This is a genomic window from Thioclava sp. GXIMD4215 (assembly GCF_045291555.1).
GTDB lineage: Bacteria > Pseudomonadota > Alphaproteobacteria > Rhodobacterales > Rhodobacteraceae > Thioclava > Thioclava litoralis.
This window is the reverse complement of record NZ_CP149515.1, coordinates 2,482,631-2,506,707: the sequence shown is the minus strand read 5'-3', so window position 1 is coordinate 2,506,707 and position 24,077 is coordinate 2,482,631. Positions and strand designations below refer to the sequence as shown.

The 24,077-nt window shown below is 61.7% G+C and carries 22 protein-coding genes; 13 read left to right on the top strand and 9 right to left on the bottom strand.

Annotation, left to right across the window (positions count from 1 at the left end):
- Positions 1-9: 9 nt before the first annotated feature.
- Positions 10-1,272 (top strand): aspartate kinase, encoded by a 1,263-nt coding sequence (locus WDB86_RS12490; RefSeq protein WP_339108179.1) that lies wholly within the window; start codon positions 10-12, stop codon positions 1,270-1,272.
- Between the two features lie 57 nt (positions 1,273-1,329).
- Positions 1,330-3,570 carry a phosphoenolpyruvate--protein phosphotransferase gene (gene ptsP, locus WDB86_RS12485; RefSeq protein WP_339108180.1) on the top strand — a complete coding sequence of 747 codons (2,241 nt, stop codon included), beginning with the start codon at positions 1,330-1,332 and terminating at the stop codon, positions 3,568-3,570.
- A 98-nt stretch (positions 3,571-3,668) separates the two neighbouring features.
- Here ptsP and WDB86_RS12480 read toward each other — a convergent pair whose 3' ends face one another.
- On the bottom strand, positions 3,669-4,442 hold the full coding sequence (locus tag WDB86_RS12480; protein WP_406736067.1) for an EcsC family protein: 774 nt from the start codon (positions 4,440-4,442) through the stop codon (positions 3,669-3,671).
- A gap of 57 nt (positions 4,443-4,499) precedes the next feature.
- The gene (locus WDB86_RS12475; RefSeq protein ID WP_406721270.1) at positions 4,500-5,000 is read right to left on the bottom strand and encodes a GNAT family N-acetyltransferase; all 501 of its coding nucleotides are present in this window, start codon (positions 4,998-5,000) and stop codon (positions 4,500-4,502) included.
- Positions 5,001-5,111: 111 nt separating this feature from the next.
- Here WDB86_RS12475 and WDB86_RS12470 point away from each other — a divergent pair, with 111 nt between their 5' ends.
- Genes WDB86_RS12470 through WDB86_RS12460 form a run of 3 tightly spaced genes read left to right on the top strand, consistent with a single transcriptional unit; the run spans position 5,112 to position 7,153 of the window.
- Positions 5,112-5,714 (top strand): flavin reductase family protein, encoded by a 603-nt coding sequence (locus WDB86_RS12470; RefSeq protein WP_406736066.1) that lies wholly within the window; start codon positions 5,112-5,114, stop codon positions 5,712-5,714.
- 10 nt (positions 5,715-5,724) lie between these two features.
- Positions 5,725-6,591, top strand: coding sequence for an S-methyl-5'-thioadenosine phosphorylase (locus WDB86_RS12465; protein WP_406736065.1), 867 nt, complete (start codon positions 5,725-5,727; stop codon positions 6,589-6,591).
- Between the two features lie 31 nt (positions 6,592-6,622).
- On the top strand, positions 6,623-7,153 hold the full coding sequence (locus WDB86_RS12460) for an adenine phosphoribosyltransferase (RefSeq protein WP_339108185.1): 531 nt from the start codon (positions 6,623-6,625) through the stop codon (positions 7,151-7,153).
- A gap of 298 nt (positions 7,154-7,451) precedes the next feature.
- Here the strand turns inward: WDB86_RS12460 and WDB86_RS12455 are convergent, their stop codons facing one another.
- From WDB86_RS12455 to cyoE, 6 genes are all read right to left on the bottom strand, one after another.
- Complete coding sequence (locus WDB86_RS12455; RefSeq protein WP_406736064.1) at positions 7,452-8,852, bottom strand: FAD-binding oxidoreductase; 1,401 nt, start codon at positions 8,850-8,852, stop codon at positions 7,452-7,454.
- A gap of 20 nt (positions 8,853-8,872) precedes the next feature.
- Positions 8,873-9,457, bottom strand: coding sequence for a GNAT family N-acetyltransferase (locus tag WDB86_RS12450; protein WP_406736063.1), 585 nt, complete (start codon positions 9,455-9,457; stop codon positions 8,873-8,875).
- Positions 9,457-10,716: a M16 family metallopeptidase gene (locus tag WDB86_RS12445; protein ID WP_406721274.1), complete on the bottom strand. Its 1,260-nt coding sequence runs from the start codon at positions 10,714-10,716 to the stop codon at positions 9,457-9,459. Before WDB86_RS12445 ends, WDB86_RS12450 begins: the two co-directional genes overlap by 1 nt.
- Complete coding sequence (gene thrC / locus WDB86_RS12440; protein ID WP_406736062.1) at positions 10,713-12,110, bottom strand: threonine synthase; 1,398 nt, start codon at positions 12,108-12,110, stop codon at positions 10,713-10,715. The genes WDB86_RS12445 and thrC overlap by 4 nt, the downstream gene beginning before the upstream one ends.
- Positions 12,111-12,223: 113 nt before the next feature.
- Complete coding sequence (locus WDB86_RS12435; protein WP_339108190.1) at positions 12,224-12,388, bottom strand: hypothetical protein; 165 nt, start codon at positions 12,386-12,388, stop codon at positions 12,224-12,226.
- A complete protein-coding gene (gene cyoE / locus WDB86_RS12430; protein WP_339108191.1) occupies positions 12,385-13,356 on the bottom strand; it encodes a heme o synthase in 972 nt (323 codons plus the stop codon). Before cyoE ends, WDB86_RS12435 begins: the two co-directional genes overlap by 4 nt.
- A 407-nt stretch (positions 13,357-13,763) precedes the next feature.
- Here cyoE and tldD point away from each other — a divergent pair, with 407 nt between their 5' ends.
- The 5 genes from tldD to WDB86_RS12405 all read left to right on the top strand — a co-directional run bounded on the left by tldD (position 13,764) and on the right by WDB86_RS12405 (position 20,832).
- The gene (gene tldD, locus WDB86_RS12425) at positions 13,764-15,185 is read left to right on the top strand and encodes a metalloprotease TldD (RefSeq protein ID WP_406736061.1); all 1,422 of its coding nucleotides are present in this window, start codon (positions 13,764-13,766) and stop codon (positions 15,183-15,185) included.
- Between the two features lie 172 nt (positions 15,186-15,357).
- A complete protein-coding gene (gene dprA / locus WDB86_RS12420) occupies positions 15,358-16,470 on the top strand; it encodes a DNA-processing protein DprA (RefSeq protein ID WP_406736060.1) in 1,113 nt (370 codons plus the stop codon).
- 113 nt (positions 16,471-16,583) lie between these two features.
- The gene (topA, locus tag WDB86_RS12415) at positions 16,584-19,358 is read left to right on the top strand and encodes a type I DNA topoisomerase (RefSeq protein WP_406736059.1); all 2,775 of its coding nucleotides are present in this window, start codon (positions 16,584-16,586) and stop codon (positions 19,356-19,358) included.
- 124 nt (positions 19,359-19,482) lie between these two features.
- The gene (locus WDB86_RS12410) at positions 19,483-20,184 is read left to right on the top strand and encodes a CoA transferase subunit A (RefSeq protein WP_339108195.1); all 702 of its coding nucleotides are present in this window, start codon (positions 19,483-19,485) and stop codon (positions 20,182-20,184) included.
- 3 nt (positions 20,185-20,187) lie between these two features.
- Positions 20,188-20,832, top strand: coding sequence for a CoA transferase subunit B (locus WDB86_RS12405; RefSeq protein WP_406736058.1), 645 nt, complete (start codon positions 20,188-20,190; stop codon positions 20,830-20,832).
- A 439-nt stretch (positions 20,833-21,271) separates the two neighbouring features.
- On the opposite strand, the gene WDB86_RS12400 is transcribed toward WDB86_RS12405, so the two are convergent.
- A complete protein-coding gene (locus WDB86_RS12400) occupies positions 21,272-22,051 on the bottom strand; it encodes a lytic transglycosylase domain-containing protein (RefSeq protein ID WP_406737047.1) in 780 nt (259 codons plus the stop codon).
- Between the two features lie 497 nt (positions 22,052-22,548).
- Here WDB86_RS12400 and WDB86_RS12395 point away from each other — a divergent pair, with 497 nt between their 5' ends.
- The 3 genes from WDB86_RS12395 (at position 22,549) to cpaB (ending at position 24,063) form a co-directional block, all read left to right on the top strand.
- Positions 22,549-22,773 carry a pilus assembly protein gene (locus WDB86_RS12395; protein ID WP_406736057.1) on the top strand — a complete coding sequence of 75 codons (225 nt, stop codon included), beginning with the start codon at positions 22,549-22,551 and terminating at the stop codon, positions 22,771-22,773.
- A gap of 133 nt (positions 22,774-22,906) precedes the next feature.
- On the top strand, positions 22,907-23,149 hold the full coding sequence (locus WDB86_RS12390; RefSeq protein WP_339108198.1) for a hypothetical protein: 243 nt from the start codon (positions 22,907-22,909) through the stop codon (positions 23,147-23,149).
- 50 nt (positions 23,150-23,199) lie between these two features.
- Positions 23,200-24,063, top strand: a complete 864-nt coding sequence (gene cpaB, locus WDB86_RS12385) for a Flp pilus assembly protein CpaB (protein ID WP_339108199.1) — start codon at positions 23,200-23,202, stop codon at positions 24,061-24,063.
- Positions 24,064-24,077 lie beyond the last annotated feature (14 nt).

Below are 24,077 nucleotides of genomic sequence, written 5' to 3'. Positions count from 1 at the left end.
GGGGAAGATATGCCGCTTCTCGTCATGAAATTCGGCGGCACTTCGGTGGCCGATCTCGACCGCATTGCCAATGCGGCCGCGAAGGTCCAACGCGAAGTGGAGCGGGGCTATGACGTCATCGTGATCGTGTCGGCCATGTCCGGCAAGACCAACGAGCTTGTGGGGTGGGTCGAAAAGACCGCGCCCCTTTACGACGCGCGCGAATATGACGCCGTCGTGGCTTCGGGTGAGAATATCACCGCCGGTCTGATGGCGCTGCGCCTGCAGGAAATGGGCGTGCCCGCCCGTAGCTGGCAGGGCTGGCAGGTGCCGATCAACACGACCTCGGCCCATAGTGCCGCGCGCTTCAAATCGATCCCGCGCGCCAATATCGACGCGAAATTCGCCGAAGGCATGAAGGTCGCCGTAGTCGCCGGCTTCCAGGGCCTCTCGGAAGAGGGTCGAATCACCACGCTGGGCCGTGGCGGGTCCGACACCACGGCCGTGGCCTTTGCGGCGGCCTTTGATGCGGAACGCTGCGACATCTACACCGATGTCGATGGCATCTACACCACCGATCCGCGCGTCTCGGGCAAGGCCCGCAAGCTGGACCGCATCGCCTTCGAGGAAATGCTGGAACTGGCCTCCTTGGGCGCGAAGGTGCTGCAAACCCGCTCGGTCGAGCTGGCAATGCGTTACAATGTGCGCCTGCGGGTGCTGTCCTCCTTCGAGGATACCGACGAAAACTCCGGAACCCTGGTCTGCGGCGAGGAAGAAATCATGGAATCGAAAGTCGTCTCTGGTGTCGCCTTCTCGCGCGACGAGGCAAAAATCACGCTGTTCACCATTCACGACCGTCCGGGCGTGGCGCAGGCCATCTTCGGCCCGCTGGCCGATGCCGGTGTGAATGTCGATATGATCGTGCAGAACATCTCGGAAAAAGATTACGACGAGACCTATGCCGGTGCCGTGACCGACATGACCTTCTCGCTGCCGATCAATCAGGTCGCGCGTGCGCAAAAGGCGATGGAAGAGGCGAAAGCCGAAGGCAAGATCAACTATGACCAGCTGATCATCGATACCGAGGTCGCCAAGGTCTCGGTTGTCGGCATCGGCATGCGCAGCCATGCAGGTGTTGCCGCCAAGATGTTCCAGGCGCTTTCTGCCGAAAACATCAACATCAAGGTCATCTCCACCTCGGAAATCAAAATTTCTGTGCTGATCGACCGGAAATATATGGAACTGGCGGTTCAGGCGCTCCATGATGCGTTTGAACTGGATCAGGAAGGCTGAAGCGCCTTCGCGTCCGGTTTTGGGCGTAAGAGTTGAGCAAAGGATCGGCCTTTTCACATGGCGGAACGCAGTGATAGCGACAGTCGCAATCTGTTGCGCCGTTTGCGCGACGTATTGGCCGAGCCCGGAAATGGTCAGGACAGGCTGGACCGGATCACCTCGCTGATTGCCTCTTCTATGGGCACAGAGGTGTGTTCGATCTACCTGTTCCGCGACCCCGAGACGCTGGAACTTTGCGCAACCGAAGGTCTGAGACCGGAATCCGTCCACCAGACCCGTATGCGTCTTGGCGAGGGGTTGGTGGGCCGCGTGGCCCGTCTGGGCAACCCGATCAACACGCATGACGCCCCCGCCGAACCCGGTTTCCGCTACATGCCCGAAACCGGCGAGGAAATCTATTCGAGCTTCCTTGGTGTTCCGATCCAGCGCGTGGGCGAGAAACTGGGCGTCTTGGTCGTGCAGTCGAAAGAGGCGCGCGATTACAAGGAAGACGACGTCTACGGCCTCGAGGTCGTGGCGATGGTGCTGGCCGAGATGACCGAGCTGGGCGCGTTCGTGGGCGATGGCGAGGGGATCGGCCATAGCCACCGCTTCCCCGTCATGTTCCGCGGATCTTCCGGTCAGGAAGGCGCCTGCGAGGGGCGTGTCTGGCTGCACGAGCCGCGCGTCGTGGTGACCAACCCCGTGGGGGATGACCCCGATCACGAACGCGACAGGCTGCAAAGCGCCGTTGAGGTGTTGCAAGCGCAGGTCAATGACATGATCTCCGGCTCGGTCGACATGGATATGGACCACCGGCAGGTGCTGGAAACCTACCGCATGCTGGCCAATTCGCGCGGCTGGATGCGCCGGATGACCGAGGATATCGCGCTGGGGCTGTCCGCCGAAGCGGCCGTCGAGAAAGAACAGTCGCAAAACCGCGCCCGTCTGGAACAGGCCGGTGATCCCTATCTGCGCGAAAGGCTGTCCGATCTGGACGACCTCTCGAACCGCCTGCTGCGCCTGCTGACGGGACAGGGCGCCAATACCGGTGCCGAACTGCCCGACAACCCCGTGCTGGTGGCCAAGAATATCGGCCCCGCAGAGCTGCTGGATTACGGGCGCAGCCTCAAGGGCGTGGTGCTTGAGGAAGGGTCCGTGGGCAGCCATGCCGCGGTTGTGGCCCGTGCCCTGGCGATTCCGCTGGTGATCCATGCCAAGCGGATCACCACCGAGGCGCTGAACGGCGACCCGATTCTGGTGGATGGCGATCAGGGGGTGGTGCATCTGCGCCCCGAGGACACCGTGGCCAATGCGTTCCGCGACAAGATCGCGATGCAGGCAGAGGCGCAGAAACGCTATGCCGATCTGCGGGATCTGCCTGCCGAGGACCGCAATGGCACGCGCATTTCGCTGGTGATGAATGCGGGCCTTCTGGCCGACCTGCCCTCGCTGCAAAATAGCGGCGCCGAAGGCGTGGGGCTGTTCCGCACCGAGTTGCAGTTTCTTACCCGTTCGCGTGTTCCGCGCCGCGACGAGCTGGCCCAGCTGTACAAGCGGGTGATGGATGCCGCCCAGGGCAAGCCGGTGAAATTCCGCACGCTCGATATCGGCTCGGACAAGGTCCTGCCCTATATGAAGCCGCAGGACGAACCGAACCCCGCGATGGGCTGGCGCGCGATCCGCGTGGGGCTGGACAAACCCGGCGTGCTGCGGATGCAGCTGCAGGCCCTGATCCGTGCGGCCAATGGCCGCCCGCTGGAGGTGATGTTCCCCTTTATCGCCTGCCCCTCCGAGTTCCATGCCGGTCGCGATGCGCTTTTGCGCCAGCGCGACCGCGAGGCCGCCTTGGGGCGCCCCGTGCCGGAATGCCTGAAAATCGGGGCGATGCTGGAGACGCCGTCATTGGGGTTTGCGCCCGACAGCTTCTACCAGACCTGCGATTTCATCTCGATTGGCGGCAATGATCTCAAGCAGTTCTTCTTTGCCGCCGACCGCGAGAACGAGCGTGTGCGCCGCCGTTACGATACGCTGGATGTCAGCTTCCTGACCTTCCTCGAACGGATCATCGTGCGCTGTCAGGCCACCAATACGGTGCTGAGCTTCTGCGGCGAGGATGCCGGACGCCCTGTCGAGGCGCTGACCTTCGCGGCATTGGGATTGCGGACACTTTCGATGCGTCCGGCCTCTATCGGGCCAATCAAGCACCTGATCCGCCGCGCAGATCTGGCCGAGCTACGCCAGATTGTTCAGCGGGCCCGCAACGAGGGCCAGCAGTCGGTGCGCAATGCGGTAACCACCTATCTGGCCCATCTCTAGGCGGGCCTCCGGCAGGACGGCAGCAGGCAGAGGGGCTCTGCCCCTCTTGGGGCCTGACGGCCCCAATTCACCCCGGGATATTTAGGGCAGCTGGAAGATCAGCGTTTGCGTGTGATCCGCGCGACCAGCTCTTCGCGTAGCAGACCTTCATCCAGCATCGCCTCGCGGGCGAGACGTTTGAGGCCGAAATGCACCCGAGCGACATCCTGATAATAGCTGGTAAAGGTATAATTGACCGCAGCCCCCGCCACAGCCCCCAGCAGAGGGGCGGCCTGTGCGGCGAGTTTCTGGCCCAGCACTGCCGAGAGGCGGGGCGCGACCTTTGCGATCATGCCCTGCATCGAGGAGCCGGTGAGCGTGACACGGGTGGCGATAAGGCCGATATCGGTGCCGTCATCCTCTTCCAGCGGGCCTGCCGATGCGAAGATACGCAGGCATTCCTGTTTTACCTCGTCGGAGGCCGGATCGAACCCGTGTTCGGCAGCGATGCCCTGAATGGAGCGCAGCAGCATCGTGATGGTCAGCGGCAGTTCGGCTGCAGCCCCGGGCAATCCGGCGAAGCCTCCAGCCGCCCCCATCGCCGTGGTGAGCGCCCTATTGAGCCAGTCGGGTTTGTCCTCGATGACCCCGCGCGAGCGACCTGCCGCAGCCAAGGCTGTCTGGAGCGCCCGCGAGGTGATCCCTTCGAGGCCATTGCGCAGCGGGCTGGGCAGTTTTTCCAGCAGCGTTTCCGCGGAGCCGCCCAGATAGGATAGCAACTGCATTCCCGGCCCCGAGGCCGAGCGGTAGCGCCGTGCCAGAGCCTCCAGCTCTTGCAGGACGCGATGATCGGTCAGCGGCTCGAAAATCTCGGGGGTTGCGGTCTGTGGCATGGGTATCTCCCTTTGCCTCTAGATATGGAGCGCGGCCTGGGGACTGCAAGGGCCAGCTCAGGCCGCGGGCGGGTCCGAGGGGGATTTCTCGACCGGTCCGGTAATGCCCTCCCACGCCCCCGGCACCAGCTCCAGTGCCAGAACGCGGTCGGGATTGGTGGGCGGCGGCATGTCGACCCCGTCGATTTTCCAGAAACCGAAGCGGCGGTAATAGGGTTCGTCCCCGACCAGAAGCACGCGTTCCCAGCCGAGGCGGCGGGCCTCGTTAAGGCTTTCATGCATGAGGATACCGCCCAATCCTTCGCCCTGACGGGTCGGGTGGACGGCCACCGGTCCCAGCAGCAGGCAGCGTGCGCCGCTGACAAGGATCGGCCAGTAGCGGATGACCGCCGCCAGAATTCCGTCCTGTCGCAGGGTCAGGCAAAGCGGGCGCACCGGCGAGACCCCGTCGCGCAGGCGATAGGAGGAAAGTGCCGTTCGACCGGGGGCGAAACAGAGGTCGTAAAGCGCCTCGACTTCCCACCAGTCCGCATCGGTTTCTTCATCGAGCTGATACATCTGCAATGCCCTGTCCTATCACCCCCGCCGCGTATCGAAAGGCGTGCGGTGGGGCTTTTCTTTCCGCCTAGCACGCGGCACTGTCAGGTTCAAACCATAGGAGGCCCGAGAATGTTTTATCGCCCTGCGGAAGGCCATGATCTTCCGCATGATCCGTTCAACGCGATCATCGCCCCCAGACCGATCGGCTGGATTTCCACCCGCGGAACGATGGGCGACAATCTGGCCCCCTATTCGTTTTTCACGGCAGCGGCCTATGTGCCGCCACAGGTGGTGTTTTCCTCGCAGGGGGCAAAGCCCGACCGCGACGGGACGAAAGACAGTCTGGCGCACATCCGCGAGACCGGCGTGTTCTGTGTCAATCTGGTCGATCCTGCCCTTGTCGAGGGCATGAATGGCAGTTGCGCCGACTATCCGGCGGGGGTGGACGAGTTCACCGCCTGCGGTGTGGACAAGGCCGAATGTTGCGAAATCGACTGCCCCCGTGTGGCTCTGGCCCCTGCGGCGCTGGAATGTCGTCTGGTGCAGGAGATCCCGCTTCTGGGAGCCAGAAACACGCTGGTCCATGCCGAGGTGATCGGCATCCATCTTCGGGAGGACTGCCTGCATGAAGGCTTGTACCGCCCGCCGGGATGGGTCAGCCGTCTGGGCTACCGCGGCACCTATGCCACGGTGACCGACACATGGGAACTGCTACGCCCGAAACTGGACTGAGGGGAAACATATGGACAAGGTGATCGGGGTCATTGGCGGGTCGGGGCTTTATGACATTGCCGGATTGGAAGACCGTCAATGGCAGAGCATGGACACGCCCTTTGGTGCCCCCTCGGACGCGCTGCTGACCGGATGGCTGGACGGGGTGAAGATGGTGTTTCTGCCCCGCCACGGGCGTGGCCATCGGCATTTGCCAAGCACGGTGAATTACCGCGCGAATATTGCCGCGATGAAGATGATGGGCGTGACCGATCTGGTGGCGATGTCTGCGGTCGGCTCGTTGAAAGAAGCCTATGCGCCGGGCGACTTTCTGGTTGTGGACCAATATATCGACCGCACCTTCGCGCGCGAGAAGAGCTTTTTCGGCACGGGGCTTGTGGGGCATGTGCCCTTTGCGCATCCGACCTGTCCGCGCCTGTCGGAGATCTGCCTTACGGCGGGGCAGGAGGTCGGCGGCACCCTGCATATGGGCGGCACCTATGTGGCGATGGAGGGGCCGCAATTTTCCACGCTGGCCGAAAGCCGCCTGTATCGCAGCTGGGGCGCGGATGTGATCGGCATGACCGGCATGCCAGAGGCAAAGCTGGCCCGCGAGGCCGAGATCTGCTATGCCTGTGTGGCGATGATCACCGATTACGACTGCTGGCATCCGGACCATGACGCAGTGGATGTGGCGCAGGTGGTGGCCACAGCGCATGCCAATGCCGAACGGGCACGCGCTCTGGTCGCGGCCCTGCCCGCCCGCCTGAAAGGGCCGCAAACGGATTGCGCTTCGGGCTGCAACCGTGCATTGGACGGGGCGATCATGACGGCCCCCGACCGTCGCGACCCCGAGATGATAGAGAAACTGACATGCGTGGCCGGTCGCGTCCTGTGACCGCCCGCGCAGCGCCCGCAGGGAGACAGCCATGAAAACCGTCAAGGATTACATCCGCACCATCGCCGATTTCCCGCATGAGGGGATCCTGTTCCGCGATGTCACCACCCTTTTTGCCGACCCGCGCGGCTTCCGCATGGCCATCGACCAGCTTCTGCACCCTTGGGCGGGCCAACCCATCGACAAGGTGGTGGGGCTTGAGGCGCGCGGCTTCATTCTGGGCGGGGCTATCGCGCATCAGCTGTCGAAAGGGTTCGTGCCGATCCGCAAGAAAGGCAAGCTGCCGGGGCAGACGATTTCGCAGGCCTATAAGCTGGAATATGGCGAGGCGATCATGGAAATGCACGAAGACGCCATCCAGCCGGGCGAGCGTGTGTTGATCGTCGATGACCTTCTGGCGACGGGTGGCACCTGCGAAGCCGGACTCAAGCTGGTCGAGAAACTGGGCGGCAAGATTGTCGGCTGCTCGTTCATCGTGGACCTGCCCGAACTGGGCGGGCGCAAGAAGCTGGAAGCGATGGGCCAGAACGTTCAGGTGCTCTGCGAGTTCGAGGGGCTCTGACACCTGCGCCCTTTCGGACCAGCCCCTTTCGGAGCCGGTGCGAAGCCCTCCTGCCCTGTGGCCCATATGGGCCACAGGGATGACACCGGAACGCAAACAAAGCCTTATGGCCAGATGCCATACCGGACACAACAAACAATGGAACCCTGCGCCGCTGCCGGATATCCGCTAACCTTTTGGCAGGATTCCATATGCTAGAACCAAGGCGCAGACTGGTTCTGCTGCTTGCAAACACGTGAACCGTTGCACAGCGCCTCGCCTCCACCCCAAGGGCGAGGCGCTTTCTTTTGGCCTTGCCTCAGTTGGCGGGGAGCACCGCACCGGGATTCATGATGCCCTTCGGGTCCAGCGCCGCTTTGACCGCCCGCATCACAGCCAGCTTGCCCGCATCGCCATAACGTTCCAGATCGCCGGTTTTGATCCGCCCTATCCCGTGCTCGGCAGAAACCGAGCCGCCGAAGCGGTTGACCACCTCGTAGACGCAATCCTTTACCGCCGTTTTCATGCTCTCGTAATCGGCGCGGGTTTTCCCCGCCGCCGGAAACGCGTTGTAATGCAGGTTGCCATCACCCACATGGCCAAAGCAGTTCACACGGACATCGCCCAGCTCGGCCAGAGCCTCGCCCGCCGCCTTGATAAAGGCCGGAAGCGAGGGCAGCGGCACCGAGACATCATGGCTGGAGATCGAGCCGATCCGCTTGTTCGCCTCGGGAATATTCTCGCGCAGCGCCCACATATCCATACGTTGCTGGCCCGATTGCGCGATCACCCCGTCGCTGACCAGATCGCCTGCCGCCTCGAACAGCCCCGCAAGCGCCTCTTCGGCCTCCATGCCGGAAGGCAAGCCGATCTCGCAGAGCACCATCCAGTCGGGGGCCTCGGGGAACGGCATATGGACCTCGGGGCCGACCTGCGCCAGAAACTCCAGCCCCTGCCGCCCGATCAGCTCAAAGGCAGAGACACAGCCCGCCATCCGCGCCTCGGCCAGTTCCAGAAGCTCCAAAGCGGCCTCGGGGCTGGGCACCACGAAAAACGCGGTGCCGACCTCGGAGGGGCGCGGGAACAGACGCAGGCTGGCCGCGGTGATTACACCCAGACTGCCTTCCGAGCCGATCATCATGTCCTTGATATCATAGCCCGTGTTATCCTTGCGCAGACGTTTCAGGCCAGACACCACGGTGCCATCGGCCAGCACGGCCTCGACCCCCAGACAGAGTTCACGCGTATTGCCATAGCGCAGCACATTGACCCCGCCCGCATTGGTCGCCAGACAGCCGCCGATACGGGCCGTCCCCTGCGAGGCCAGCGACAGAGGGAACAGCCGCCCGCGCTCTTCGGCCGCCTCCTGCACCTGCGCCAGCGTCAGCCCTGCCTCGACGATCATCGTATGGGCATCGGCATCGCGGATACGGGTCATCTTCTCGAGGCTGAGGATCAGCGGGCGGGTCTCGCCGGGCATGATCTGGCCTGACACCAGCCCCGTGCCGCCGCCATAAGGCACCACCGGCACCCCCTCTTGATGGCAGAGTTTCAGGATCTGCGAGACAGCTTCGGTGCTTTCGGGACGCGCCAGAAGACCGCCCTGCCCGAACCAGCGTCCGCGAGGTTCTTCCAGATAGCGCGGTTCGGCCTCGGATAGCGCAAGATCCGGCAGCAGGTCGGACAGCTCTTGGCGGAAGGCATCATCGGCAGAACGCATGGAATTTCCTTTATAGAATGTCAGCCTACATCCGTGCGGCCCCGACGGTCGGGCCGCAGGTTGGAATAGAGCACATGATTGCGCCAGCGCCCGTTGATTTGCAAATAGGCCTGCGCCACGCCTTCATATTTGAAACCGGATTTTTCCAGCACCCCGCGCGAGGCCGCGTTTTCCGGCAGACAGGCCGCCTCGATCCGGCTGAGGTCAAGGATGGCGAAGGCATAATCGACCACACCATTGATCGCTTCGCGCATATAGCCTTGGCGGGCATAGCGTTCGCCCACCCAATAGCCGATGGTCCCCGACTGCGCGGGGCCACGGCGGATATTGTCGAGGGTGATTGCCCCCACCACCCGCTCGTCGCCGTGCCGGATAAGGAAAAAGGGCAAGGCCGTGCCTGCCGCCTCGGCCCGCGCCGACCAGTAAACCCGATTGGCAAAGGCCTTGCGCGAGAGATGGTCTTGCGACCACAGCGGCTCCCATTGGGTCAGGAACTCGCGGCTTTCCTCGCGCAGGCTGGCCCAATCGCGATAGTCGGAATGTTGCGGCAGGCGAAGCGTCAGCCGATCGGTTTCCACCTTCGGTTTCCGGCGACGCGTCAACATCAGGCGGCAAGCCTCCGCCGCAATTCCTCAAGATTGGGGGCTTTCTCGACCGGACCATAAAGGGCCAGCGCCGAATTGGGGGCCTCGATCAGCTTGCCCGCATAGGCGCGCACCGCCTCGACCGTTACCGCATCAATCCGCGCCGCCGTTTCTTCCAGATCCGGCACGCGGCCCCAGACCGACAGATTACGCGCCATACGCTCGGCACGGCTGGAGGGGCTTTCCAGACCCATCAGCATCCCCGCCTTGATCTGGGCACGCGCACGGGCGACCTCGACTTCCGACATATCCTCGGCGGCGCGTTTCAACTCATCCACCGTCAGGGTGGAAAGCTGCGCGACCTCTTCAGCCGAAGTGCCGGCATAGATGGTCATCATGCCCGTATCCTCATAGGCACCGGCCTGCGAGAAGATCGTGTAGCACAGCCCCTTCTCTTCGCGGATCTTCTGGAACAGGCGCGAGGACATGCCGCCGCCAAGCGCCGTCGCATAGACCTGCGCTGCGTAAAGATCGCTCGAGCGGTAGCTCGGGCCTTCAAAGGCCAGTGCGAAATGCGCCTGTTCGAGGTCTTTGGTCTTGCGGTGCTCTGCCCCTTTCCAGCTTGCAGGCTGAATCAGCGCATCCGTGCGCGGGACCATATGGCCAAAGATTCCCTCGGCCTGTTTGACGATCGTGTCATGATCCACATCGCCCGCCGCCGACAGGATCATCTGGCCCGGACCATAATGTTCGGCAACAAAGCCAGCAAGGTCGCTTTGCCCGAAGCCCGCAACCTTTTCTGCCGGACCAAGGATGGTGCGACCGATGGCCTGATCGGGATAGGCGGCCTCTTGCAGCCAGTCGAAGATGATATCATCGGGCGTATCGAGCGACTGCCCGATTTCCTGCAAGATCACACCGCGCTCGACCTCGATCTCGCGCTGGTCGAAGACGGGGTTCATCAGGATATCCCCGATGACATCAAGGGCCAGCGGCACATCATTGCCCAGAACGCGCGCGTAATAGGCGGTCACCTCACGCGAGGTATAGGCGTTGATATAGCCGCCCACATCCTCGATCGCCTCGGCAATCTGTAGCGCACTGCGCGTCTTGGTGCCCTTGAACGCCATATGTTCAAGGAAATGCGCGATGCCATTCTGTTCGGGGCGTTCGTGACGCCCGCCCGCATTGACCCAGATGCCGATAGAGGCAGAGGCCATCGAGGGCATCCGCTCGGTCACGACACGCAGGCCGTTGGAAAGGGTCGAAAACTGGATCATACGCGGCGCTCTTTGCGGATCAGGGCCTCAAGTTCGGCCAGATCATTCGGGACACGGGTCACGCGCTCTTCGCGCTCGAACAGATCGGCCATGCGCGGCGGCAGTTCGGGATGCACACCAGACGCCTCGTTCACAGCAGCAGGGAATTTCGCCGGATGCGCAGTGGCCAGCGTGATCATCGGCGTTGCCGGATCGCGCTCGATCGCCTCCATCGCCACACCCACGCCCACGGCGGAATGCGGGCACAACAGCTCGCCCGTGGTCTTCAGCGTCTTGGCGATGATTTCCAGCGTGCGGCCTTCGCCGACCGAGCCGCTGTCGTAATGCTCGAGCAATGCGCCCATCGCGTTTTTCGACACGGTGAAGGAGCCTTGGGTCTTCAGCTCGTCCATCAGCGCCGAAACAGCCGCCCCGTCACGGCCATAGGCCCAGAACAGCGCACGCTCGAAATTCGACGATACCTCGATATCCATCGACGGGCTCATCGAGGGCTTCACACCGCGCTTGGTGTAATCGCCTGCCTTGATGCAGCGGTCGAGAATGTCGTTCTGGTTGGTGGCGATCACCAGACGCTCGATCGGCAGACCCATTTCCTTGGCAAGAAAGCCTGCGAAAATATCACCGAAATTGCCGGTGGGCACGGTGAAGGACACCTTGCGATGCGGCGCCCCCACAGCCACGGCCGAGGTGAAGTAATAGACGATCTGCGCCAGAACACGGGCGAAGTTGATCGAATTCACACCGGCAAGGCCAACCTCGTCGCGGAAGGTGAAATCGTTGAACATATCCTTCAGCTTGGCTTGGCAATCGTCAAAATCACCTTCAAGCGCCAGCGCATGGACATTGCCTTCGATGGGCGTGGTCATCTGGCGGCGCTGCACCTCGGACACGCGGCCATGCGGGAAGAGGATGAAGACATCCACATTCTCCAGCCCGCGGAAGGCCTCGATCGCGGCCGATCCGGTATCGCCCGAGGTTGCGCCCACGATGGTGACCTTGCGGTTCTGTTTCGCCAGCTCGATCTGGAACAGCTGGCCGATCACCTGCATCGCGAAATCCTTGAACGCGAGCGTCGGGCCGTGGAACAGTTCCAAGAGGAAATGGTTCGGCGCCAGCTGTTTGAGCGGCGCGCGGGCCACATGGCCGAAACCGGCATAGGCGCGGGTGATGGCCCCCTTCAGCTCTTCGTCGGAGAAGGTCTCGGCGGTGAAGGGCTTCATCACGCGGAAGGCGACTTCCTCATAAGACAGACCGGCCATCGCGGCGATCTCGTCTTGCGTGAATTGCGGCACCGTCTCGGGCACATAGAGCCCGCCGTCACGGGCCAGACCCGTCAACATTGCTTCGCCAAAGCTCAGAGCCGGGGCCTGTCCCCGGGTCGAAATATAACGCATGGTCGGTCCTTCGGTTCGTCGGGGTCTGATACGCCAATGCCGGGGCGGTGTCATCCCTGACAACGCATCTCCCCCAGAAATCGGCATAACCTGCGGCAGAAAAGCCCGAAGGTCTAGCGTGTCTGGGCAGAGATGGGGGCGTTTGCAGCCTCTGTCTGGGCGGAAAGCTTGACCACGGTCAGCCCGAAGACAAGCAGGCAGAACACGGCCAATGTCAGCCCCAGCCCCTTATTGCGCGAGGCACGGGCCAGATGCATAGGATAGATGCGACGGCTCATGACCACAGGAAGCCCAGATCGAAGCTCTGCGCGAAGCTGGCATAGGCGGGCCAAAGATGCAGCGCCTTTTCCACCAAGAGCGCCCCGAAATGCAGCGCCAGATACAGCAGCGAGAAATAGAAGTAGCGTTTTTCAAAACGGTACTTCTCGGCCTCGGCAGTCTCTTCGGCACGGCGCCAGATCACCCAGCCGCCGTGGATGAAGACCGCATTCAGCACCAGCGCCGTGGCCAGATAGACCGGCCCGCCAATCGAGGTCACGCCCAGCCCGATGGCCACCGGCGCAAGGATCAGCGCATAGGCAAGAATATGGCGGCGGGTCACCTTGCGACCATGTGTCACGGTCAGCATCGGCACTTTCGCCGCCGAATAGTCGCTTTTCATGAACAGTGCGAGCGCCCAGAAATGCGGCGGCGTCCACAGGAAGATCAGCAGGAACATCGCCACTGATTCGACAGAAACGCCCCCTGTAGCCACAGCCCAGCCGATCATGGGCGGGAAGGCCCCCGCCGCCCCGCCGATCACGATATTCTGCGGCGTCGAGCGTTTCAGCCACATCGTATAGACGATGACATAGAAGAAGATCGTGAAGGCCAGAAACAGCCCCGAAAACACATTCGAGGCCAGCGCCAGCATGACACAGGAGATCACCGAAAGCGCCAGACCGAAGCCCAAAGCCTCGGTTTCGCTGAGACGGCCTGCGGGGATCGGGCGGCTTTGGGTGCGCTTCATGATGCGGTCGATATCGGCATCATACCACATGTTCAGCGCCCCCGAGGCACCACCCCCCAAGGCGATGAAAAGAATGGATATAAATCCAACCAGAGGGTGCACCGGCACGGGTGCCACAACCAGCCCCACGAAGGCGGTAAAGACAACCAAAGACATCACACGCGGCTTTAGCAGCGCCACGAAATCGTTGAACTGCGCATCTTGGCCTTGCGGTTTCACATAGCTGATATCGCTCATACGTGCCTTCCGGTTCGTCTTTCCTGAAACTGTGCGCCGCAGCCTCTGGCATGGCCCCGCCGTGCAGCTATTGTCGTTGTCCAGCCCTATCCGCAGATCCCCTGCCGCGCCCAGACACCTCGCCGGCACAAAGAGCCGGAAAATAGCGGGACGGATCTGCCTGATCCGGCTGAAACAGCGCCTGATTAGCCGCAAGCGGATCACAGGTCTACCGGCCGGATACACCTAATATTGATACTGCGCTATATCTTTACATTTTCCCAGCGCGGTCCGCATCGCCCGCCGCGCCGGAATTTGCACGCGGATCGCACAGGAATTGCCGACAAAACTTGTATCAGCGCGCATGACAGGACATATCCGTTGGGAAGAACCGCGACCATAGGCGCGCAACGAAGGAAGGACACCGGATGAGCGATACCCGCTTCGCCCCTTTTGAGACCCAGCTGGATGAAGAGCGCGCCCTTGCTGTTTTGCGTGAGGCGACCTCTGGGGCCGATGATGGCGAGCTGTTCCTTGAGCGCCGCCGCTCCGAGGCGCTGGTCTTCGATGATGGCCGCGTGAAGAATGCCAGCTATGACGCCGCCGAGGGCTTTGGTCTGCGGGCTGTGCGCGGCGAGGTTTCGGGCTATGCGCATTCCACCGAGCTGACCGAAAGCGCGCTGAAACGCGCCGCCGAGACCGCCCGTCTGGCCGTGGGGGCCGGAGGCGGCACGATGGCGCCCCCGCCACAGGGCACCAATCTGCGGCTCTATTCCGACACCGACCCGATGAGCGATGCCACTTTTGCCACCAAGATCGACATCCTCAAGGAGATCGACGCTTTCGCCCGCGATCTGGACAAACGCGTGGTGCAGGTTTCGGCCTCGATGGCGGCCTCTTTGCAAGAGGTCTTCATCCTGCGACCCGAAGGCGGGCTGGTCTCTGACATTCGCCCGATGGCGCGGATCAATGTGTCGGTCATCGTCGAGGAAAACGGTCGCCGCGAGTCGGGCAGTCATGGTGGCGGTGGCCGCTATGGTCTGGCAGGGCTGATCAGCCCCGACACATGGCAACCCGCCGTGCGCGAGGCTCTGCGGATCGCGCTGGTCAATCTGCGTGCCGAGGCGGCGCCTGCGGGGCAGATGGATGTGGTGCTTGGTCCGGGCTGGCCGGGCGTGCTGCTGCATGAGGCGGTAGGCCACGGGCTGGAGGGCGACTTCAACCGCAAGAAATCCTCGGCCTTTGCGGGGCTGATGGGGCAACAGGTGGCCGCCAAGGGCGTGACCGTGCTGGATGATGGCACCATCCCCGACCGTCGCGGGTCGATCACCATTGACGACGAGGGCACGCCTTCGGGCAAGAATGTGCTGATCGAGGACGGGATTCTGGTAGGCTATATGCAGGACCGCCAGAACGCGCGGCTGATGGGGGTCACCCCCACCGGCAACGGCCGCCGCGAGAGTTTTGCCCATTGCCCGATGCCGCGTATGACCAACACCTATATGATGGGCGGCGAGGCTGATCCGGCCTCCATTCTTGCCGATCTGAAAGATGGCATCTATGCCGTGGGCTTCGGAGGCGGTCAGGTGGATATCACCAACGGCAAATTCGTCTTCAACTGCACCGAGGCCTACCGCGTGAAAAACGGCGTCGTGGGGGCTCCGGTGAAAGGGGCCACGCTGGTGGGCGATGGACCGACCGCGATGCGTCAGATTCGTGCCATTGGCAATGATATGGCCCTTGATCCGGGAATCGGAAATTGCGGCAAACAGGGGCAATGGGTACCCGTAGGGGTCGGCCAGCCCAGCCTGATGATTGGCGGGCTGACGGTGGGCGGCTCTGCTGCCTGAGCGCCTTTTGCGAACTAACCCTTTATGAAACCTAGAAAATCCGCCCCTTGGGGCGGTTTTTCTATCAAGAGATCAAATAAATTTTTAGCAAAATTTTCGCAGCGCAGCGTTTGGTAACCATTCGTTAATCTTAATCTCGCAATTTGGTCTTGCGATTGAGGCGGAGGACCGGATGAAAACAGGCTTGTTTTCTTACCCCACCCCCTTCACCCCACCCACCACGGAAGAAAATGAACTGCTGGTTCTCCGTCTCTTTCGCTCTCGTCGTGTCGGGGCCACGACCTTTCACCGGATCATTATGGAACACGGATCGGCGACGGCAGCACTTGCGGCCCTGCCCGAGATCGCCCGCGCTGCCGGTGTGCCGGACTATTCCCCCTGTAACGAGGCGACCGCGCTGGCCGAAATGAAGGCGGGCCGCAAGGCAGGCGCGCGGCTTTTGGTGTTTGGTGGGCCCGATTACCCGCAGGCCCTGCTGGACCTGCCCGACGCGCCCCCCGTGCTTTGGGCTCTGGGCGATACCAGCCTTCTCCAACGCCCTGCTCTGGCCTTTGTGGGCGCGCGTAGCGCCTCGTCTCTGGGGCGGCGCATGGCGGCAGGGCTTGCGCAGGAGGCCGGAGAGGCCGGCTATGTGATTGTCTCGGGGCTTGCCCGCGGGATTGATGCCGAGGCGCATCAGGCCGCGCTTCCCACGGGCACCATTGGCGTGCAAGGGGGCGGGATCGATGTGATCTACCCCAAGGAAAACGCAGGACTGCATGACACCTTGTCGCGACAGGGCCTGCGGCTTTCCGAAAACCCGCCCGGAATGCAGCCGCAGGCGCGCCATTTTCCGCAGCGCAACCGCATTATCTCGGGGCTGGCACGGGCGACGATCGTGATCGAGGCCGCCGCGAAATCGGGCAGCCTGCTGACAGCGCGTAACGCGCTGGACCAGGGGCGCGAGGTCATGGCCGTTCCGGGCCACCCAATGGACGGGCGGGTGGGTGGCTGCAACCTGCTGATCCGCGACGGCGCGACCCTGATCCGCGATTTTGCCGATATTGCCGAGGCGTTGGGCCCTGCCCCGCCACAGCCGTCGCACACGCCCCCCCTGCCACAAAGCGCCGTGCCGGATGATCTTGCGCAGGCCCTTCTGGAGCTTCTGGGGCCCAGCCCCGTTCTGGAAGACCATGTGATCCGCGATCTGCAAACCGATGCGGCCACATTCGCCCAGCTTCTGACCGATCTGGAACTGGAAGGTATGGTCTTGCGCCACCCCGGAAGCCGGATCAGCCTTGCATGAGCCCCTGCCGGAAAAGGCCATAAAACCGGAAGATCAGGCTTTACATTGACATTCCCCGAATAAACCCCACATCTTCCGCCCGACTCAAGAATAGCTCTACCTGCGAGGTCCACATGGCGGTTGTCGTCGTCGAATCACCAGCCAAGGCCAAGACAATTAACAAATATCTTGGTTCCGATTACACCGTCCTCGCCTCTTTCGGGCATGTTCGCGACCTGCCTCCGAAAGATGGTTCGGTCGATCCCGAGCATGATTTCGACATGAAATGGGAGATTGCGTCCGATTCGAAAAAGCACATCAAGGCGATCACCGATGCGCTAAAAGATGATGACACATTGATCCTTGCGACTGACCCTGATCGCGAGGGGGAAGCGATTTCGTGGCACCTTGAGCAGGCGCTGGAAAAGAAGCTCAAGGGAAAGAATGTCAGCCGTGTGACCTTCAACGCGATCACCAAGAATGCGATCTTGGAGGCGATGAAATCCCCGCGTCAGGTGGATACCGCCCTGGTCGAGGCCTATCTGGCGCGGCGCGCGCTGGACTATCTGGTGGGCTTCAACCTCTCGCCCGTGCTCTGGCGCAAGCTGCCCGGTGCGAAATCGGCGGGCCGTGTGCAATCGGTCTGTCTGCGGCTGATCGTCGAGCGCGAGATGGAGATCGAGGCCTTCAACCCGCGTGAATACTGGTCGGTCGTGGCCCAGATGGAGACCCCGCGCGGCCAGACTTTTGAAGCGCGCCTGACCATGATGGGCGGCAAGAAGCTGGATAAATACGACCTCGCCAACCAGACCGATGCCGAAATGGCCGTGCAGGCGGTGTCCTCGCGTGCGCTGATGGTCAATTCGGTCGAGGCCAAGCCCGCCAGCCGCAACCCCTATGCGCCCTTCATGACCTCGACCCTGCAGCAGGAAGCCTCGCGCAAATTCGGCATGGGCGCCAAGGCCACGATGTCGGCGGCACAACGTCTCTATGAGGCGGGCTATATCACCTATATGCGGACCGATGGCATCGATATGGCCCCCGAGGCCGTGATGCAGGCGCGCGATGCGATCAAGGCGAAATTCGGCGAAAGTTACGTCCCCAAATCGCCGCGCATGTATAAGAACAAGGCCAAGAACGCGCAGGAAGCCCACGAATGTATCCGCCCGACGGATATGTTTGTCTCGCCCGACAAGCTGAAAATTTCTGCCGATGACCAGCGCAAGATCTATGATCTGATCTGGAAGCGCACGATTGCCAGCCAGATGGAAGCCGCGCGGTTCGAGCGTACGACCGTGCTGATTGGCTCGAAGGACCAACAGGTCGAACTGCGCGCCACGGGGTCGGTTGTCACCTTTGACGGCTTCCTGAAGGTCTATGACCAAGGCCGCGATGATGATGATGACGAGGATAGCAACCGCCTGCCGCAGGTCATGCAGGGCGAGGCGCTGAAACTTGCGCCTGCCTATGAAGAGGCCTTCAGCAAGGCGCAGGGCGAGGACACGCTGGTCGAGGATGACAAGCCCGGCATCCGTCGTTGCCCCGCCGCTGTCATGAGCGAGAATGCCGCGATCCTCGGCGCGCAGCACCATACCCAGCCCCCCGCCCGCTATACGGAAGCGACGCTGGTCAAACGGATGGAAGAGCTCGGCATCGGGCGGCCCTCGACCTATGCCTCGATCGTCACGACCATTCAGGACCGTGGCTATGTGCGCAAGGATAAGAACCGTCTGTTCCCCGAGGATAAGGGCCGTCTGGTCACGGTCTTCCTTGAGAATTACTTCCGCCGCTATGTGGAATATGACTTCACGGCGGGGCTGGAAAACCAGCTGGATGATGTCTCGGCGGGGGAGCGCGATTATAAGGAAGTGCTCTCGCGCTTCTGGCGGGATTTCTCGGCCGCGCTTGAGGAAACCTCGGAGTTACGCATCACCGAGGTGCTTGACAAGATCGACGAGGTTCTGGCCCCCCATATCTACCCGCCGCGCGAGGACGGCTCGAACCCGCGCATCTGCCCTGTGTGTGGCAATGGCCAGCTGCATCTGAAGACCGCCCGCTCGGGTGGGGCCTTTATCGGTTGCGGCAATTACCCCGAATGCCGCTATACCCGCCCGCTCTCTGCCCCCGATGGGGATGACGCGGCGCAGGCGCTGGACGGCAAACTGCTGGGCTATGACGAGGGGATGCAGGTGACGCTGCGTGTGGGGCGCTTTGGCCCCTATGTGCAGAAGGGCGAGGTCACCGAGGATGTGCCGAAACCACCGCGCGCCTCGATCCCGAAGACATGGTCGCTGGAAGATCTCGACCTTGATAAGGCGATGCTTTTGCTGAACCTGCCCCGCGAGATCGGCCCCCACCCCGAAGATGGCGAGATGATCGAATCCGCTATTGGCCGGTTCGGTCCTTATGTGAAGCACCTCAAGACCTATGCGAATCTGCCCTCGGTCGAGGATGTGTTCACCGTGGGGATGAACCACGCGGTGGAACTGCTGGCGCAGAAGGCGGCGCGCGGTGGCCGTGGCGCTGCCGCCAAACCGCTGAAGGAGTTGGGCGAGCACCCCGATGGCGGCGCGGTCTCGGTGATGCCCGGACGCTATGGGCCTTATGTGAAATGGGAAAAGGTCAATGCGACGATTCCCAAAGAGGTCGAGCCCGAGCAGGTGACCATGGAGCAAGCGGTGGAATGGCTGGCCGAAAAGGCCGCCAAATCGCCGAAGAAGAAGGCCGCGGCGAAAAAGCCTGCCGCCAAGAAAACCGCCGCCAAAAAGCCTGCGGCCAAGAAGGCCCCCGCCAAAAAGGCGGCCACCCCGAAAACCGCAGCGAAAAAGCCTGCGGCCAAGAAAGCGGCCCCCAAGAAGACCGCCGCTCCGGAAACCGATCAGGATGACGGCGCGGGGACCGAAGACTAAGACAGAAAGGCAGGCGCGCAAGTGGCCTGCCTTTTTTACGCCCTGCTTACCCTGCGCCGCAGCGCAGCATTGACTTGCTCTGAACGATAGCGCCTTATTGGCTGAAACACTTGGAGGAGTATTCATGCAGAAGATTTACGGCTCCGCGACCGAGGCTCTGGACGGGCTTTTGTCGGACGGCATGCTGATCGCCGCAGGAGGCTTCGGCCTTTGCGGCATCCCCGAGCTTCTGATCGACGCGATTGTCAAAAGCGGCGTCAAGGATCTGACGGTTGCGTCCAATAACGCGGGCGTCGACGGCTTTGGTCTGGGCAAACTGCTGGAGACCCGCCAGATCAAGAAGATGATGTCCTCCTATGTCGGCGAGAATGCCGAATTCATGCGGCAGTATCTCTCGGGCGAGCTTGAGCTGGAATTCAATCCGCAGGGCACGCTGGCCGAGCGTATGCGTGCAGGCGGCGCGGGCATCCCCGGGTTCTACACCAAGACCGGCGTTGGCACGCAGGTGGCCGAGGGCAAGGAGGTCAAGCAGTTCAAGGGCGAGGATTACATTCTGGAGGAAGGCATCTTTGCCGATCTGGCCATTGTGAAAGCCTGGAAAGCCGATGAAACCGGCAATGCGATTTTCCGCAAGACCGCGCGCAACTTCAACCCTCCGGCGGCGATGTGCGGCAAGGTCTGCGTGATGGAGGTCGAGGAGATCGTGCCTGTCGGGACGCTGGACCCCGATCATATCCACCTGCCCGGCATCTATGTGCACCGCCTGATCCAGGGCCAGCACGAGAAGCGCATCGAAAAAGTCACCACGCGCCCGAAGGAGGCCTGATCCATGTCTGATGTGAAAAAGGGTTGGGACCGCAACCAGATGGCGGCGCGCGCGGCAAAAGAGCTTGAGGATGGCACCTATGTGAACCTCGGGATCGGCATTCCGACGCTTGTGCCCAATTTCATCCCCGAGGGCGTGAATGTGACGCTGCAATCGGAAAACGGCATGTTGGGCATGGGTCCCTTCCCCTATGAGGGCGAGGAAGACCCCGATCTGATCAATGCGGGCAAGCAGACCATTACCGAAGTCCCCAATACCGCCTATTTCGACAGTGCCACCAGCTTTGGCATGATCCGCGGCGGCAAGATTGCAGCGGCGATCCTTGGTGCGATGGAAGTGGCCGAAAACGGCGATCTGGCGAATTGGATGATCCCCGGCAAGCTGGTGAAAGGCATGGGCGGCGCGATGGATCTGGTTGCGGGCGTGAAGAAGGTCGTTGTGGTAATGGACCACCAGAACAAGGCGGGCGAGTCGAAGGTGCTCAAGGCCTGCACCCTGCCGCTGACCGGCACCGGCGTTGTGGATCGCATCATCACGAATCTGGGCGTTCTGGATGTGGTCGAAGGCGGCCTGAAGCTTGTGGAGCTGGCCGATGGCATCAGCGAAGACGAGCTTCGCGCCGCAACCGAAGCGACGCTGGTCAACTAAGCCCATCCAACAGCCAAAGCGAAGGGGCGGAATTTCCGCCCTTTTTTCATGGGCAACGCCCCATTGGCCCGAACAATTTCAGCCCGATTCCGGTATTCGACACGAATTTGGAAACGATGCCTTATTCTTGCCCCAATTAGCCTTCAGTTTGCCTTTATCGGCGCAGCGCTTGATCCTGTGGCAGCGGGTGAAGCCAAGAACGCCATTAAAAACGAGCAGATAACAACAAGACTGAGGCAAGCAGACCCGTCAACATATCGTCTTCCGCATCACCCCAACACACCTCGGGTGACGACATGGCACGGGATCGACATACAGGCCCTCATTCACGCATCGTCCGGCGGCCCGACCGCATGAGGATGCATGACAGATCAAAAAGGCATCCGCTGGCAGGCGGGTGCCTTTTCTTCATTGGGCATGGAATCGGGGGGGCTGGACGTCAGCCACGATCGGCAAAGACACAGCCATCTGTCACCAGCTCGGGCGGCGTCAGGCACAGCCCGCGCGCCACCGACCATGCGGCCAGCACCTTGGGCACATAATCGCGGGTTTCGGCAAAGGGCGGCACGCCATTATTGCGTTTCACCGCGTTTTCCCCCGCATTATAGGCCGCGATCACCATCAGCGGATCACGGTCGAACTCGGTCATCAGCCAATCCAGATAGGCCACGCCGCCTTTGATATTCTGGGCCGGATCCTTGCTGTCCTCCACATCGAAACGCTCCGCTGTGGCGGGAATCAGCTGCATCAGCCCCACCGCCCCCGCATGGGACACCGCATCATGACGTCCGGCAGATTCCGTCGAGATCATCGCCAGTACCAAAGCAGGGGAAACCTGTGTGCCGATCGTCGCCGCCAGAATCTGCGAGCCATGCCGGTCGGCAATGGCTTTCAGATCGGCCAGCCGCGGTGCGCGTACCGATTTGCCCCCCGACCCTTGCGACAGCGCCGCGATCGCGGCGTCAAAGCGGCCCGCCCGATCTCCCAGACCGGGCGAGACCCGATCCCAGTACCAGGTGTAGCTGGAACTGGCAGCAGGTGCGCTTGCCGATTTCGGCATCACCGGCGTGAAGGGCATAGCGGCCCGCGCAGCCAGTGCTGCGCGCTGCTCATCGGGGTTGATCTGGATATTGATACGCTTTTTCGTCCCCGGCGCGGGCGGCGTCACTGTTTTCGGCGAATAACGGTTCACCGTCGGGGCCTGATGCTGCATGGCCATTGTGCGCACGGTGGGCGTCGTGATCACCGATTGCGCCCAAGTCATCGGCGCGGCGGCCATCACAAGGGCCATGCCAGCGCCCAGACGGACGGTCTGTCTTACTTTCATAAGCTCATCCTGCTCGAACCGGGGCTTCGCCCTCTGTATGTCATAAATCCCGAATCCCGCCGCAAGCGCCAGCGATTCGCCTTGATGTCCGCGTCAGAGGCCCGTTTTCATACGAAACCGTTGCCGCAATCCCCCGCCAGGACCGGATTCGCGCGCGCATGAACGCACGTCTGCACATATTGGCCCCCATCACTCGCCCCAAAGTGGCAAGCGCCCCGTGAAAGGTCAATAAAAGCTAAAGATTCTGCTCTTGGTCGCTGAAAGGCCGATAAGCTGCCCCATTCTAGCCACGAACCAACGACAAATTCTCCTCATGCCGCGGGGCATAGGGACAAGGGTGAATGACCAGAACCGCGGAAAGAGTGAGAGTTTAACACTGGAGAGCTGCCATGAAACTGTTTCGTCTGACCAAGAAATTCCGCAACGAAGAAGACGGCGCTGTGACCGTTGACTGGGTTGTGCTGACCGCCGCCATCGTAGGCCTCGGCGTTGCTGTTGTGACCATTGTGGGCCAGAAAATGATTTCTGCAGCAGGCAGTGTTGATGCAACCTCGCAGGTGACCAAAGGCCTTACCCTGTTCGATAGCTCGGACACGACCGGCACCGATGGCTAATAGAAGCGGCTAAAACGCTTGGTGACTGTCTATTCGCCGAAAGCCGCCTTCGGGGCGGCTTTCGCATGCCAACACCTCACGTCCAGAGAAAGCTCTATTGCTGTTCAGGTATGCATATGAGGATACATGTAAAATGACCGCGCGTTCCACCATGCCGTCTTGTAAAAATTCGGATCAGACCACATCGGTCCTACAAAAGCTCCGGCTGTTTCGCAAAAGCGAAAACGGCGCAGTATCGACCGAATGGATCGTGCTCACCGCCGTTGTTGCCGCCCTCGCACTCGCCGTGACTAAGGTCATCGGCGCAGGTGCCCTATCCGCCTCCACAAAAATCGCAGACTATCTCGAATCCGTCGAGATTCAGGACGATTTTTAACCCGAAACTAGGGTTTCACGCCGCAAAGTACTCTCAGAAAGGGAAACACGATGCGTCTCATCTTTGGACTGGTCTTTATTCTGGGCGTCGCACTGGCCGGCATGGCCGTGTATATGACCCAAGGCAAGATTGCCGAATTTCAGGCCCAGCGTGATTACCTGCTGAAAGAGCGGCAGTCCATGACGCAGATGGCCAATATGGTCGTGGTGAAACATGCCCTGAAATATGGGGAACGTTTCACGCAAGCCGATCTCGAGGTCATCAAGGTCCAGCAGGGCAAGCTGCCCGAAGGCGCGTTCTCGGCCATTAGCGCGGCTCAGGGAGACGAGGCCACAAAAGCAGCCTTCCTTGACGGAGAAACCCGCCCCCGCGCGGCCCTACGGTCGTACGAGGCCAACGAGCCCTTGCTTGCATCAAAGATCACCAAACCCGGCATCGATGCCGGCATTACGGCCCGACTGGCGGCAGATATGCGGGCTTTCACCATCGGAGTGAACGCCGCATCCGGCGTGTCCGGTTTCCTGCGCCCGGGCGACCACGTGGATGTCTACTGGTATGGTCGCATCAACAATCGTGATGTGACCAAGCTGATCCAGACCAATCTCAAGCTGATCGCGGTCGATCAGAATGCCGATGCCGATCGCGTCGCCGAGGCCGTGATAGCACGCACCGTCACCGCAGAGGTCAGCCCCGAACAGGTGGCGGCCCTGACCCTTGCGCAAAGCACGGGACAGATCATGCTGGCACTGGTGGGAAATACGCTTGATACCAGCGCAATGGGCCCGATCGAGATTGATCGCGACCAGCTTCTTGGCACCCCCGAAGTTGCCGCAGCCCCTGCCCCCAAAGTCTGCACGATCAAAACCCGCAAAGGTTCCGAAGTGATCGAAACTCCGATCCCCTGCACCAATTAAGCCACCCCCAACCC

Excerpts from the sequence above, each read along its gene's own strand:
- WDB86_RS12490 (WP_339108179.1), top strand. The coding sequence starts at position 10 with ATGCCGCTTCTCGTCATGAAATTCGGCGGCACTTCGGTGGCCGATCTC.
- ptsP (WP_339108180.1), top strand. The coding sequence starts at position 1,330 with ATGGCGGAACGCAGTGATAGCGACAGTCGCAATCTGTTGCGCCGTTTG.
- WDB86_RS12480 (WP_406736067.1), bottom strand. The coding sequence starts at position 4,442 with ATGCCACAGACCGCAACCCCCGAGATTTTCGAGCCGCTGACCGATCAT.
- WDB86_RS12475 (WP_406721270.1), bottom strand. The coding sequence starts at position 5,000 with ATGTATCAGCTCGATGAAGAAACCGATGCGGACTGGTGGGAAGTCGAG.
- WDB86_RS12470 (WP_406736066.1), top strand. The coding sequence starts at position 5,112 with ATGTTTTATCGCCCTGCGGAAGGCCATGATCTTCCGCATGATCCGTTC.
- WDB86_RS12465 (WP_406736065.1), top strand. The coding sequence starts at position 5,725 with ATGGACAAGGTGATCGGGGTCATTGGCGGGTCGGGGCTTTATGACATT.
- WDB86_RS12460 (WP_339108185.1), top strand. The coding sequence starts at position 6,623 with ATGAAAACCGTCAAGGATTACATCCGCACCATCGCCGATTTCCCGCAT.
- WDB86_RS12455 (WP_406736064.1), bottom strand. The coding sequence starts at position 8,852 with ATGCGTTCTGCCGATGATGCCTTCCGCCAAGAGCTGTCCGACCTGCTG.
- WDB86_RS12450 (WP_406736063.1), bottom strand. The coding sequence starts at position 9,457 with ATGTTGACGCGTCGCCGGAAACCGAAGGTGGAAACCGATCGGCTGACG.
- WDB86_RS12445 (WP_406721274.1), bottom strand. The coding sequence starts at position 10,716 with ATGATCCAGTTTTCGACCCTTTCCAACGGCCTGCGTGTCGTGACCGAG.
- thrC (WP_406736062.1), bottom strand. The coding sequence starts at position 12,110 with ATGCGTTATATTTCGACCCGGGGACAGGCCCCGGCTCTGAGCTTTGGC.
- WDB86_RS12435 (WP_339108190.1), bottom strand. The coding sequence starts at position 12,388 with ATGAGCCGTCGCATCTATCCTATGCATCTGGCCCGTGCCTCGCGCAAT.
- cyoE (WP_339108191.1), bottom strand. The coding sequence starts at position 13,356 with ATGAGCGATATCAGCTATGTGAAACCGCAAGGCCAAGATGCGCAGTTC.
- tldD (WP_406736061.1), top strand. The coding sequence starts at position 13,764 with ATGAGCGATACCCGCTTCGCCCCTTTTGAGACCCAGCTGGATGAAGAG.
- dprA (WP_406736060.1), top strand. The coding sequence starts at position 15,358 with ATGAAAACAGGCTTGTTTTCTTACCCCACCCCCTTCACCCCACCCACC.
- topA (WP_406736059.1), top strand. The coding sequence starts at position 16,584 with ATGGCGGTTGTCGTCGTCGAATCACCAGCCAAGGCCAAGACAATTAAC.
- WDB86_RS12410 (WP_339108195.1), top strand. The coding sequence starts at position 19,483 with ATGCAGAAGATTTACGGCTCCGCGACCGAGGCTCTGGACGGGCTTTTG.
- WDB86_RS12405 (WP_406736058.1), top strand. The coding sequence starts at position 20,188 with ATGTCTGATGTGAAAAAGGGTTGGGACCGCAACCAGATGGCGGCGCGC.
- WDB86_RS12400 (WP_406737047.1), bottom strand. The coding sequence starts at position 22,051 with ATGGCCATGCAGCATCAGGCCCCGACGGTGAACCGTTATTCGCCGAAA.
- WDB86_RS12395 (WP_406736057.1), top strand. The coding sequence starts at position 22,549 with ATGAAACTGTTTCGTCTGACCAAGAAATTCCGCAACGAAGAAGACGGC.
- WDB86_RS12390 (WP_339108198.1), top strand. The coding sequence starts at position 22,907 with ATGACCGCGCGTTCCACCATGCCGTCTTGTAAAAATTCGGATCAGACC.
- cpaB (WP_339108199.1), top strand. The coding sequence starts at position 23,200 with ATGCGTCTCATCTTTGGACTGGTCTTTATTCTGGGCGTCGCACTGGCC.